We start from the raw sequence: 13,050 nt of genomic DNA, 5'->3' as shown, positions 1-13,050 counted from the left end.
CCCGGAAGGCTCTGGCGCGGCGGCCTGCCCAAAATCGGGCAGCCCTGCAAACGCGCCCCAAAAGTGGGCAATCAGCTCAACAGGTCTTGCAGCGTAGCCAGACTATCGGCTTCTTCCACCGGCTTGTCATGCCGCCAACGCAACATGCGCGGAAAACGTACGGCAATGCCGCTTTTATGACGTTTTGACAGGGCAATGCCCTCGAAACCCAGCTCGAACACCAGGGTGGGGCGCACGCTGCGCACCGGGCCGAATTTTTCCACCGTGGTCTTGCGCACGATGGCGTCGACCTGGCGCATTTCCTCGTCGGTCAGCCCCGAGTAGGCCTTGGCGAACGGCACCAGGGTGCGCTCGCTGGCCTCGGGCGGGCCGTCCCACACGGCGAAGGTGTAGTCGCTGTACAGGCTGGCGCGGCGGCCGTGGCCGGCCTGGGCGTAGATCAGCACGGCGTCGACGCTGAAGGGGTCGACCTTCCATTTCCACCAGGTGCCCATGTCCTTGGTGCGGCCCACGCCATACAGGGCGTCGCGGGCCTTGAGCATCATGCCTTCCACGCCCAGGCGCCGCGACTGTTCGCGCAGGCGGCCCAGGTCCAGCCAGGTCTCGCCGTGCAGCAGCGGCGACAGCTGCAGCACGGGCGCCAGCGTGGCCGCCACCAGGCGCTCCAGTTCGGCGCGCCGTTGCCCCTGGGGCCGGCTGCGCCAGTCGTGGCCCTGCCATTCCAGCAGGTCATAGGCCAGGACCACCACGGGCACCTCTTCCAGCAGCTTCTTGCCCAGGGTCTTGCGGCCGATGCGTTGCTGCAGCAGGGCGAAGGGCTGTACCTGGGGCTGGGCGTCGGCTTTCCACACCACAATCTCGCCGTCGATGACGGTGCCGTCGGGCAGGCTGTGCTCCAGCGCCATCAGCTCCGGGAAGCGTTCGCTGACCAGTTCTTCGCCGCGGGACCAGATCCACAGGCGGCCGTCGCGCTTGACCAGTTGCGCACGGATGCCGTCCCATTTCCACTCCACCTGCCAGGCGTCGACCGGCCCCAGCAGGGCGTCGAACTGGTCCACCGGTTGCTGCTGCGAGTGGGCGAGGAAAAACGGGTAGGGCTGGCCGCCGCGCTGGGCGTGTTCGTCGGCGGATTCGGCGGCGATCAGCGTGCGGTAGCTGTCGGCGGTGGGCCGGTGGGACAGGTCGGTGTAGCCCACCAGGCGCTGGGCCACGCGCTTGCTGTCGATGTCGGCCAACTGCGCCAGGGCGCGGGTTACCAGCAGTTTCGACACGCCCACGCGGAAGCTGCCGGTGATCAGCTTCAGGCACACCATCAGGCTCTGCCGGTCCAGTTGCGCCCATAGCTGCGGCAGGCGCTCGGCCAGTGCCTCCGGCGGCAGGCCGCGCAGGGGCAGCAAGGCTTCTTCCACCCACCAGGCCAGGCCCTGGTCGCTGCTGTGGGCGGTTTCCGGCAGCAGCAGGGAAAAGGTCTCGGCCAGGTCGCCGACCGCCTGGTAGCTTTCCTCGAACAACCACTCGGGCAGGCCACTGGTGTTCACCGCGATGTCGCGCAGCACGCGGCTGGGCACCAGCTGGCGCGGGCGGCCACCGGAAAGGAAATACACCGCCCAGGCGGCGTCGGCGGCGTCGGCCTGGCTGAAGTAGGCCAGCAGCGCGTCGCGCTTGGCATTGGTGGAGGTGGTTTCATCCAGGCGCCCGTAGAGTTCGGCAAAGGCTTTCATGCGCTGGCTTGCTCCTCGTCTTCATTGCCGTACTCGGTGGTAAAGCCTTGGGCGTCCAGCCCCAGGTCGCGCAGGTAGCGCACCAGCACCGCCACCGAGCCGTGGGTGACCATGACCCGTTCGGCGCCGGTCTGCTCGATGGCCCACAGCAGGCCGGGCCAGTCGGCGTGGTCGGACAGCACGAAGCCGCGGTCCACGCCACGCCGCCGGCGGGTGCCGCGCAGGCGCATCCAGCCGCTGGCGAAGGCGTCGCTGTAGTCGCCGAAACGGCGCATCCAGGTGCTGCCGCCGGCCGAGGGCGGGGCCAGGATCAGCGCCTGGCGCAGGGCCGGGTCGGTCTTCTTGAAGTCGCCGGCGTACTGGGTCTGGGGAATGTGGATGCCGCCCTCGCGGTACACCCGGTTCAGCGGCTCGACGGCCCCGTGCACCAGGATCGGGCCAATGCTGGCATCGATGCCGTGGAGGATGCGCTGGGCCTTGCCGAACGCGTAGGCGAACAGCACGCTGGCCTTGCCGGCCTGGGCATTGGCCCGCCACCAGTCATCTATTTCGGCGAAGATTTGCTGTTGCGGCTGCCAGCGGTAGATGGGCAGGCCGAAGGTGGATTCGGTGATAAAGGTATGGCAACGCACGGGCTCAAAGGGCGCGCAGGTGCCGTCGGCTTCCACCTTGTAGTCGCCGGAGGCCACCCACACCTCGCCCTGGTACTCCAGGCGCACCTGCGCCGAGCCCAGCACGTGGCCGGCCGGGTGGAAGCTGAGAGTAACGCCGTGGTGCACCAGGCGCTCGCCGTAGGCCAGGGTCTGCAGGTTGATGTCGGCGCCTAGCCTGGCGCGCAGAATGCCGGCGCCGGGGCTGGCGGCCAGGTAATGGCTGTTGCCGGTGCGCGCGTGGTCGCCATGGCCGTGGGTGATCACCGAGCGTTCGACCGGTCGCCAGGGGTCGATGTAGAAGTCCCCGGGCGGGCAGTACAGGCCTTCGGGGCGGGCAATGACAAGGTCCATGGGCGGCGGCCTGTGGCAGGGGGCTTATTCGTCAGAGGCGCCGCTGGCGCCGGAAGTTCGCAATTTGTGTGTGTTTGCTTAGGCGCGTGAGTGAGGGTAGGTTGGAACTTCAAATCACTGAGGATGGCTGCCATGAACCTGCGCTGGATAACGGTTCCGCTCTTGATGCTTGCCGCCAGTGGGCCGGTGCTGGCCGCCGATTGCCCGGAACTGCTGCAAGGGCAGATGACCAAACTGCGCGGCAAGGAGGCCATCGACCTGTGCCAGCGCTTTGCCGGCAAGCCGCTGGTGGTGGTCAACACCGCCAGCTACTGCGGCTTCGCCCCGCAGTTTAGCGGGCTGGAAGGCTTGTACATTCGCTACAAGGACAAGGGCCTGGAAATGATCGGCGTGCCGTCCAATGACTTCAAGCAGGAGGCCCAGGACAGCGCCGAGACCGCCAAGGTCTGCTACGCCAACTACGGCGTCACTTTCACCATGACCCAGCCGGCGCCCGTGCGCGGCTCGGACGCTACCCACTTGTTCAAGGTACTGGCGGAGCAAAGTAGCGCGCCCAAGTGGAATTTCTACAAGTACGTGGTGGACCGCCAGGGCAATGTGGTGGCCAGCTTTTCCAGCATCACCAAGCCCGACGACCCGGACCTGATCGCCGCGGTGGAAAAAGCCATCGCCTCAAAACCCTGAGGCATGAAAAAACCCGCCGAGGCGGGTTTTTTCGTGCTGCAGGTACGTGAATCAGAAGCGGTAGGTAATCGAGGTACCGAAGCCGCTGGCGCTGTTCTTGTACTTGGAGCTGTAGGCCAGCTTGGTAGCCGACACTTCGTTGATCTTCACGGTCTCTTCCCACAGGTAGGAGTAGGCGAAGTCCAGGGTGATGTTTTCCACTGGGGTGTAGCCAACGCCGAAGCTGACGGCCTGGCGGTCGCCGGTAGGGATGCGTGGCGAACGGTCGACGTTGTTGGTAGGCGACTGGTCAACCGAGTAACCGGCGCGCAGCACCACTTCCTTGTTCAGCTGGTAGGCGGCACCGATGGCGTGGGCCCAGGTGTCGTGCCAGTTCTGCTCTTCGGTGATGGTGCTCAGCGAGCCCGACAGCAGCGCAGGCACGCCTTTGTTCTCCACGGTGATGTCTTTCAGGCGGCTCCAGCGGGTCCAGGTGCTGCCGGCGTACACGGTCCAGTCGTCACCCAGCTTCTGGGTCACGGAGAAGTCCACGGATTCCGGGGTGTCCAGGTCCAGCGAGGCGTCGTAGCTGTGGCCGCTCAGGCCCAGCAGGCTGAAGGTGCCGCCGGTGACCTTGGTGTCGCCGTCCAGGTGGTAGTCCACCTTGGAGTGGTAGGTCAGGCCCAGGCTGGTGGTTGGCGTGGCCTGCACCAGGATACCGGCGTTGAAGCCGATGGCGGTGTCGTTGCCGTTGATCTTCACCTTGCCGTCGTTGGTGCCGGGGGTAAAGGAGTTGGGCACCATGGAGCTCAGCTCGCCGTCGATGCGGTTGATGGTCGGGCCGAAACCGATCGACACGATATCGTTGAACGCATAGCTGACGGTAGGCTGGAAGGTCATGACCGAGACCTTGCTCTTGTTGGCGTAGTAACGGCCAGCGAAGTCGCTGTGGTAGTCGGTGATCAGGCCGAACGGCACGTAGAAGCCGACACCGAAGGCCCAGTGGTCATCGATTGGCTGTACGTAGTAACCCATGGGCACGGTAGTCACCGGCACCATGTCGCCACCCTCTTTGCCCCCCAGGGTGGCCTTGGTGTCGCTGATGTCGGTCTTCGCGTCAATCACGGCCGCACCCACGGTGGCTTGGGCTTTCTTGAGGCGCGACATGCCGGCAGGGTTGCCGTAGATGGTGCTGGCGTCATCGGCAGAAGACGAACGGCCGGCGAAGCCGGTGCCCATGCCGCTGATGCTGGTTTCGTTGATGGCAAAGCCACTGGCGAACAGCTGGGTAGAGGCGAGTGCGACGGCGATGCTGATTGTGGTCTTGAGCATTACTTTTTTCATTATTAGAACTCCATGTGATCACCGAAGCGAAAACTACCAACATTTTCGCCGCGGCGCTATAGCCCGTATCGCAGGAGATAGAGCGGTTTTGTAGGACAATCCGACCAGGCTGGAGGCTTATAAGCTGGCGTTATGCCATGATCTTCAGCTGGCTAATCTGTCAGTAATGGTGATGCAGCTTGCCCAGGCGGCGGTGAAATCCCTTAAACGACCCTGGGGTTGGAAGGTTTGGCGCCATATTCTGGCCATGCCGATAACATCATCGGCCTGTGGCAAGGGCGTTTTCTGCTCTTCGATCAACAGCCAGGCAATAGCTGTGGCGTACCGAAGGTTGACGGTCAATTCCTGATGCGGGCCACTTAAAAAAGCATGCTGGCTGGCGAGCCCCCTCACGAGGCTGGCCAAATCGGGGTCCAGGGCCAGGTAATGGTCCCACAAGGCCTGGTGGCGCAACGCGCCGATGCGGTACAGGCCGTGGCCACGACGATCGTGCAGGGCGGTGCCCAGGGCCGATTGGCTGGCCGCCACGCCCAACAGCAAGGCCTCGGCGGTAGCGCAGTGACGGCCCAGGTACAGCAGCGTCGGGCGTATCACGTACTGGCTCAATTCCCGTGCGGCGATCCCCATAAAACCCTTCGACCTCTCTGTCTGGCCGACGGAACCTGGGTGCTTGGCAGCAGTGAATCGGATGGCTCCGCCGGAAGCGGCGTGGGGCCGCTTGAATTGAAGTGTAGTGTCATATTTGTGCTGTAAAGGGCTGTTTTTAAATTATTTGCCCGTTTGAGGTGGCGGCGCATATGCCCTCAGGTGATAAAGAAACCGGCTTGCAGCACGTAGCAGCGGCCGTAGGCCGCGTCCAAGGCGCCGCGCTGCTCCCGGCACGCCGTGGTAAGCCCGGACGCTGCCTTCGGCGGCTGCTACAGGTGCGCGTGCACGCAACGCGGTTTCCGTAGCAGCGGCCGCAGGCCGCGTCCAAGGCGCCGCGCTGTTCCCGGCACGCCGCGGTGAGCCCGGACGCCGCCTTCGGCGGCTCTACAGGGGCGCGTGCACACAACACGGTTTCCGTAGCAGCGGCCGCAGGCCGCGTCCAAGGCGCCGCGCTATTCCCGGCACACCGCGGCGAGCCCGGACGCCGCCTTCGGCGGCTGCTACAGGGGCGCATGCACCCAACACGGTTTTCGTAGCAGCGGCCGCAGGCCGCGTCCAAGGCGCCGCGCTGTTCCCGGCACGCCGCGGTGAGCCCGGACGCCGCCTTCGGCGGCTGCTACAGGGCGCGTTAAATGATCACCCATAAAAAAGCCCCGCTCATGGCGGGGCCTTGGGTGCAGCCTGGGCGCTTTAGGCGACCAGTGCCTGGCGCGTACGGTCGATCACGGCCTGCAGCGGCTCGGCGCTGGAGTATTGCTCCGGGTACAGGCGTTCGCTGTGGCGGGCAATACCGTGCTCGTTGACGACGGTGAAGCTGAAGCAGCCTTTGCGAGCTGCCATGATCAGGCAGTTCAGCGGTGCGAAGGCGTCAGTCAGGGTGCGCATGGCGTCTTGGGTATGAATAGTGTTCATAGTTATTGGATGTTCCTGCAAAAGACACGGATATGATCCGTGCACACTAAAAACGTTCCAGTAACGCGGGCCACCATTGGCCGGACGAAGAACCTGACTGGAACAAAGCAGCCAGTGTGAGCGCATTTAAAATGTGGCGCTTGGGCTGACCGGTAGGTACTTAGGAGGACAGGCAACACACCGGGGCAAAGGTTCGCTGCCCGTGGGTGAAGATCCTGATCAATCAGCAGGTTGGTTAGGTCAGAGTAAAGAGGCTTGTCAGCGATGCCTGGCGTTGGCCACGGCTCGTGAAGTGTTTACCTGGAAACCATCGAGTAGGTCGGGTCCGCTGTTTCAGCAGGGGGTTCGCTTTGCTGCGAACGACGTGCTGGAGGACTGTGTCGACCAGAAATTGACTTTCAGCTTGGTACTAACAGTGGCAAGCCTACCTGATAGCCTGGCTGACTTGCAAGTGTTTTTTCAATTCACCTGCTGTATCACCGGCGGGCCTCGGTACACCCTTGTGCGCCAGATCAGCAGCAGACCAGTTTGCCTACAAAAACTCGACCTGTGAAGCCCCTGAAGTCGCTTTTTCGCGCCCCACGCTTGACAGGGAGTACGAAAATGGTGCGGCCCCGTGCCTCCATTCAGGGCGGTTGTACACATGCGGCAATGAAACCGTCATGTCCCTGCAAACGCCTTGCCGAAAGTTCCCCTACGCCGCATTGAAAATTTAAGTCAATGAAAAAAAACGCTTTTTTTAACTGGTGAAAAAATCGACAGTTTGACTGGAGGCCCTATTCTACAAGGGTTTGCGGGCGGGGAAGGGCGGTTGTCCACTGACTTATCCACAGCTTCTGTGGATTGTCCCGAGCGCTTGCTCTAGCACGGGCGTACCCGGATATTTCATGTTTCTTACCAAGTCGCCAGCGGATTTTGTCAATGGTGGGAGGGGGTAAAATTTCATTGGCCGGGCGCTGATATTTTTTTTTCCAACCGATGCAAAAACGTGCGGCTATCGCCCGACCGGAGGCATTCGCCTGCACGGGTTTGCCGCCAGTCGTCGCTTCGCTCAGACTGTGACCTTTGTTAGAACGCGGTGGAATTTGAAATGGCATTTGACATCACCAGCCTGTTGCTCGGCTTGCTGCTGGCGGGGGCGCCGAGCCTGGCGCTGGCCTGGGGCATACAGCGTCGCCTGAGCGCCTTGAGCGCCGAGGCGGCGCTGTGGCAGGAGCGCCTGACCACCGCGCAGCTGGCCCAGGACGGCCTGAGCGCGCAGCTCGATGCCAGCCGCGACGAAGTCAGCGACCTGTCCCAGGCCAACGCGGTCAAGCAGGCGGAACTGGCGGCTCAGGGGCGTGAGCTGGACCTGCTGCAGATCGAGCGCGACAACGCCCGCGATGCCGCCCACGCCTGGAATATCGAGCGCAGCGGCAAGGAAGGCGAGTTGCGCCGCCTGGATGCCCAGTGCGCGGCACTGCAGGCCGAACTGCGCGAGCAGCAGGACAGCCACCAGCAGCGCCTCACCGACCTGCAGGGCTCGCGCGACGAGCTGCGGGCGCAGTTCGCCGAGCTGGCCGGGAAAATCTTCGACGAGCGCGAACAGCGCTTCGCCGAGACCAGCCAGCAGCGCCTGGGGCAACTGCTGGACCCGCTGAAGGAACGCATCCAGTCGTTCGAGAAGCGCGTGGAGGAAAGCTACCAGCAGGAGGCCCGCGAGCGCTTCTCCCTGGGCAAGGAACTGGAACGCCTGCAGCAGCTCAACCAGCGCCTGAGCGACGAGGCCACCAACCTTACCCAGGCCCTCAAGGGGCAGAAGACCCAGGGCAACTGGGGCGAGCTGATCCTGGAGCGTGTGCTCGAGCATGCGGGCCTGGAGAAGGGCCGCGAGTACCAGACCCAGGTCAGCCTCAAGGGGCCCGACGGCGAGCGCTTCCAGCCGGACGTGCTGATCATGCTGCCGGGCGACAAGCAGGTGGTGGTGGACTCCAAGGTCAGCCTCACGGCGTACCAGCAGTACATCAGCGCCGATGACCCGGCGGTGGCGCAGACGGCGCTCAAGCAGCACGTGCTGTCGCTGCGCAACCACGTCAAGGGCTTGTCGGGCAAGGACTACAACCGCCTGGAAGGCTTGCACAGCCTGGATTTCGTCCTGCTGTTCGTGCCTATCGAGGCGGCGTTCTCGGCGGCGTTGCAGGCCGAGCCGAACCTGTTCCAGGAGGCCTTCGACCGGCAGATCGTCATCGTCAGCCCGACCACGCTGCTGGCCACCCTGCGGGTGATCGACAGCCTGTGGAAACAGGAGCGCCAGAGCCAGAACGCCCGGGAGATCGCCGAGCGCGCCGGCTGGCTGTACGACAAGTTCGTGCTGTTCATCCAGGACCTGGACGAGGTGGGCAACCGCCTGCAGCAGTTGGACAAGGCCTACAGCGCGGCGCGCAACAAGCTCACTGACGGCCGCGGCAACCTGGTCAGCCGCACCGAGCAGCTCAAGCTGCTGGGCGCCCGCGCCAGCAAGAGCCTGCCGGCCGACCTGCTGGAGCGCGCCATGACCGACGCCGAGGGCGCCTCACTGCCGGCTGAGGTGCCGGTTCAGTAAGGCGCGCAGGGCCGCCGGTTTCACCGGTTTGGCCAGGTAATCGAGGCCGGCGGCGTGCACTTGGGCCAGTATCTCGGGGCGGCCGTCGGCGCTGATCACCATGCCCGGCAGGGGCGCGCCCAATTGCGCGCGCAGCCAGGCCATCAGCTGCGGGCCGGTGTCGCCTTCGTCCAGGTGAAAATCCACCAGCGCCAGGTGCGGGCGCATACCCTGGGCCAGCAGCTGGCTGCAAGTGGCGCGGTCGCGAGCGGTGAACACCTGGCAGCCCCAGCGGCTGAGCAGGCTGTGCATGCCCATGAGAATGCTGTCCTCGTTGTCCACGCACAGCACCTGCAGGCCGGTGAGGTCCTGGCCCTTGCTGGCGATGGCGGTAACTGGCGCGCTGGTTTCGGCGGCCGCCAGCGGCACGCGCACGCTGAACACGCTGCCCTTGCCCGGCCATGAGCGCACCCGCAGGCTGTGGCCCAGCACCCGGCACAGGCCGTCGGCAATCGCCAGGCCCAGGCCAAGGCCCTTCTCGGCGCGGGTCTGGTGGCTGTCCAGGCGCTTGAACTCCTCGAAGATCACCTGCAGCTTGTCCTCGGGAATGCCCGGGCCGCGGTCCCACACCTCCAGGCTCAGGGCGTCACCCTGGCGGCGCACGCCCAGCAGGATCGGGCTCTTGCCGTAGCGGAAGGCGTTGGTCAGGAAGTTCTGCAAAATACGCCGCAGCAGCTTGATGTCGCTGTTCACCCGCAGCTTCGACGAGCGCAGGTGGAACGCCAGGCCTTGCTCCTGGGCCAGGGCCTTGAACTCGGCGCCCAGGGTGTCGTACAGGTCACCCAGGGCGAAGGGCTTGCTGTCCGGGGTGATCTTGCCGTTCTCCAGGCGCGAGATGTCCAGCAGGTCGCTGATCAGGTCCTCGGCCGAGCGCAGCGAGCTGTCGAGGTGCTGCACCAGTTGCTGCGCTTCGCCGGACAGGCCGTCGCCCTGGTGCGACAGCGCCGCCGAGAACAGCCGCGCAGCGTTCAGCGGTTGCATCAGGTCATGGCTGACCGCGGCCAGGAAGCGTGTCTTCGACTGGTTGGCGGCTTCGGCGGTGTTGGTGGCCTGGGTCAGCGCCTGGTTGAGCTGCGACAGCTCGTGGGTGCGCTCCGCCACCCGCTGCTCCAGGCCCTCGTTGGCGGCGGTCAGGGCCTGTTCGGCCTCGCGGAACGCGGTAATGTCGGTGAAGCTCATGACGAAGCCGCCGCCGGGCATGGGGTTGCCGATCAGCTCGATAACCCGGCCATTGGGGAACAGCCGTTCGGAGGTGTGCGCACGGCCCTGGCGCATCCAGTGCAGGCGGCGCGCCACGTGCACCTCGGCCTCGCCGGGGCCACACAGGCCGCGCTCGGCGTTGTAGCGGATGATGTCGGCAATGGGCCGCCCGACGCTGATCAGGCCGTCGGGGTAGTTGAACAGTTCCAGGTAGCGCCGGTTCCAGGCCACCAGGTGCAGCGACTGGTCGACCACGCTCACGCCCTGGCTGATGTTCTCGATGGCGCCCTGCAGCAGCGCCCGGTTGAACTGAAGCACTTCGCTGGCTTCGTCGGCGATCTTGACTACATCTTCCAGCTGCATGTCGCGGCCTTCGATGGCCGCGCGCACCACCGCACGGGTCGAGGAACTGCCCAGCACGCCGGCCAGCAGGCGCTCGGTGTGGGCGATCCAGTCGTTGTCGGCGCTTTGGCTGGGGTCGAAGCCGATGCCTTGGCGGTAGGCGAAGCGGATGAAGCTCTGGCGCGCCCGCTCTTCGCCGACGAAGCGCGACGCCAGGGTCAGCAGGTCTTCGATCTGCACCGACAGCGGCAAGCGGCCGCCGGGGCGGGCGCTGGTTTCCTGGCCGATGAAGCGGCCGGCCTGCCAGTGCTCCGAGACGCGCGTGCGCGACAGTGCCGAGACCCAGGCGAAGAGGGTGAAGTTGCCGGCGAGCGACAACACCACGCCCAGGGTCAGCGGCGTGATCGGCAGGCCCATGGCGTCGTCGTGCAGCCAGGCCAGGCCCGGGAACACATGCAGCGACAGGCCCAGGCTGTGGGCCGCCAGTGGCAGCACCAGGGTGTAGAACCACACGAAGGTGCCAGCGGCAAGGCCGGCGAACACGCCGCGGCGGTTGGCTTTTTTCCAGTACAACGCCCCCAGCATGGCCGGCGCCAACTGGGCCACGGCGGCGAAGGCGATCTGGCCGATGGTGGCCAGGCTGGCGGTGCTGCCCAGCAGGCGGTAGCTGACGTAGGCGAGCAACAGGATCATCACGATACTGATGCGGCGCACCGACAGCATCCAGTGGCGGAACACCTCGAACGGCCGCTCGGCGCTCTGCCGGCGCAGCAGCCACGGCAGCAGCATGTCGTTGGAGACCATGGTCGACAGCGCCACGCTGGCGACGATGACCATGCCGGTGGCGGCGCTGGCGCCACCGATGAACGCCAGCAGCGCCAGGGCCGGGTGGGATTCGGCCAGGGGCAGGCTGATGACGAAGGAATCGGGAATTACCGAGCTGGGCAGGCGCAGTTGCCCGGCCAGGGCGATGGGCACCACGAACAGCGCGGCCAGCACCAGGTAGGCGGGGAATACCCAGCGCGCCAGGCGCAGGTCCTGGGGCTCGATGTTCTCCACCACGGTGACGTGGAACTGGCGGGGCAGGCAGATCATCGCCATCAACGCCACGCCGGTCTGCACCACCATGGACGGCCAGTTGATGGTCTCCTGCCAATAGGTTTCCAGGCGCGGCGCCAGGCTGGCCTGGCTGAGCAGGTCGTCGAAACCATCGTAGAGGCCGTAGGTGATGAAGGCGCCCACGCCCATGAAGGCGAACAGCTTGACCAGGGCCTCGAAGGCGATGGCCAGGACCATGCCGCGGTGGTGCTCGGTGACGTCCAGGCTGCGGGTGCCGAAGACAATGGTGAACAGCGCCAGCACCAGCGACACCACCAGGGCCGTATCCTGCACGCGGGTCCCACTGGCGTCGGCGCCGGCGCCGATCAGCAGGTTCACGCCGAGCACGATGCCCTTGAGCTGCAAGGCGATGTACGGCAGCACGCCCACCAGGCAAATCAGCGCCACCACCACCGCCAGCGATTGCGACTTGCCGTAGCGGGCGGCGATGAAGTCGGCGATGGAGGTGATGTTTTCCTGTTTGCTGATCAAGATCATCTTCTGCTGCACCCACGGCGCGAACACCATCAGCAGCACCGGCCCCAGGTAGATGGGCAGGAACGCCCACAGCTGCTCGGCGGCCTGGCCGACGGCGCCGAAGAAGGTCCAGCTGGTGCAATACACCGCCAGCGACAGGCTGTACACCCAGGCGCGCAGGCGCGGCGACAACGGCGTGGCGCGCCGGTCGCCGTAGAAGGCAATGGCGAACATGACGGCCATGTAGGCCAGGGCAACCGCGGCGATCAGCCCGCTGGACAGCGACATCAAAGGCTCCGTTGCAAAGGAAGGGCTCCCGTAGCAGCGGCCACAGGCCGCGTCACCGGCGACGCGCCGGGGCAGGAAGACCGGGTGGGCCAGGACGCGGCCTGGCGGCCGCTGCTACGGGGTAGCGTGGTGCGTTCAGTCTCGCATGGCGCGGGGCGGCGCGTCAGCGGCGACGAAGGTCGCAGGCCAGGCTCAGGTCCACCAGCTCGTGCATCTGCTCGATGCTGGGCGCCGATTCGGCGAACAGGATGCGGTACACCACCGGGGCGACGATCAGGTTCAGCAGGTGGTCGGCATCGGGCGCGGTGTCGCCGCGCAGCCTGGCGCGCTCGATGATGGTCTGCAGCTGGCCGCGCAGCACGGTGGCGCACTGGAACGAGCAGCCGCTGGCGATGAAGTCGCGCATCATGTTGCGCCCCGGCTCCGAGTTCATCTCGTCCAGGTACTGCTCGGCCCAGGCCAGCAGGTCGCCGCGCAGGGTGCCGGTGTCGGCAGGGTCGCTGTCGGGGCGCAGGCGCGCCAGGCTGACGTCGGCCAGCAGCGCGGCCAGCTCGCCCCAGCGCCGGTAGATGGTCGACGGGGTGACGCCGGCGCGGCTGGCGATCAGCGGCACGGTGAGGGTGTCGCGCTCCTGCTCTTGCAGCAGGGCGCGGACGGCCGCGTGTACGGACTCTTGCACACGGGCACTGCGGCCGCCCGTGCGAATACCTTCTTTGATAGCCATGCATGTACC

At 65.5% G+C, this 13,050-nt stretch carries 9 protein-coding genes; 2 read left to right on the top strand and 7 right to left on the bottom strand.

The genetic code is table 11. The features are described 5' to 3' along the window. Positions 1–71: 71 nt before the first annotated feature. Positions 72–1,721, bottom strand: a complete 1,650-nt coding sequence (locus tag AC0Z2B_RS05150; RefSeq protein ID WP_476295424.1) for an ATP-dependent DNA ligase — start codon at positions 1,719–1,721, stop codon at positions 72–74. Beyond that, positions 1,718–2,725 carry a ligase-associated DNA damage response exonuclease gene (locus tag AC0Z2B_RS05145; RefSeq protein WP_476295422.1) on the bottom strand — a complete coding sequence of 336 codons (1,008 nt, stop codon included), beginning with the start codon at positions 2,723–2,725 and terminating at the stop codon, positions 1,718–1,720. Before AC0Z2B_RS05145 ends, AC0Z2B_RS05150 begins: the two co-directional genes overlap by 4 nt. Before the next feature lie 132 nt (positions 2,726–2,857). Between AC0Z2B_RS05145 and AC0Z2B_RS05140 the strand changes: the two genes are divergently transcribed. Then, positions 2,858–3,409, top strand: a complete 552-nt coding sequence (locus AC0Z2B_RS05140) for a glutathione peroxidase (RefSeq protein WP_476295420.1) — start codon at positions 2,858–2,860, stop codon at positions 3,407–3,409. Positions 3,410–3,460: 51 nt separating this feature from the next. Here AC0Z2B_RS05140 and AC0Z2B_RS05135 read toward each other — a convergent pair whose 3' ends face one another. From AC0Z2B_RS05135 to AC0Z2B_RS05125, 3 genes are all read right to left on the bottom strand, one after another. Beyond that, positions 3,461–4,732 carry an OmpP1/FadL family transporter gene (locus AC0Z2B_RS05135; RefSeq protein ID WP_476295418.1) on the bottom strand — a complete coding sequence of 424 codons (1,272 nt, stop codon included), beginning with the start codon at positions 4,730–4,732 and terminating at the stop codon, positions 3,461–3,463. Between the two features lie 144 nt (positions 4,733–4,876). Next, entirely contained in the window at positions 4,877–5,359 is a 483-nt protein-coding gene (locus AC0Z2B_RS05130; protein WP_476295417.1) for a hypothetical protein, read from the bottom strand. 711 nt (positions 5,360–6,070) lie between these two features. Next, positions 6,071–6,292, bottom strand: coding sequence for a hypothetical protein (locus AC0Z2B_RS05125; protein ID WP_027977204.1), 222 nt, complete (start codon positions 6,290–6,292; stop codon positions 6,071–6,073). Between the two features lie 1,204 nt (positions 6,293–7,496). Here AC0Z2B_RS05125 and AC0Z2B_RS05120 point away from each other — a divergent pair. Next, positions 7,497–8,873 (top strand): DNA recombination protein RmuC, encoded by a 1,377-nt coding sequence (locus AC0Z2B_RS05120; protein ID WP_416427453.1) that lies wholly within the window; start codon positions 7,497–7,499, stop codon positions 8,871–8,873. Here the strand turns inward: AC0Z2B_RS05120 and AC0Z2B_RS05115 are convergent. Then, positions 8,844–12,317, bottom strand: a complete 3,474-nt coding sequence (locus AC0Z2B_RS05115) for a hybrid sensor histidine kinase/response regulator (RefSeq protein ID WP_476295416.1) — start codon at positions 12,315–12,317, stop codon at positions 8,844–8,846. The two genes, AC0Z2B_RS05120 and AC0Z2B_RS05115, sit on opposite strands and share 30 nt — an antisense overlap. A 163-nt stretch (positions 12,318–12,480) precedes the next feature. Beyond that, complete coding sequence (locus tag AC0Z2B_RS05110) at positions 12,481–13,041, bottom strand: TetR/AcrR family transcriptional regulator (protein WP_416426356.1); 561 nt, start codon at positions 13,039–13,041, stop codon at positions 12,481–12,483. Positions 13,042–13,050 lie beyond the last annotated feature (9 nt).

The sequence above is a fragment of the Pseudomonas sp. GYB4201 genome (assembly GCF_056312595.1).
This window is presented reverse-complemented; position numbering and strand designations above follow the sequence as displayed.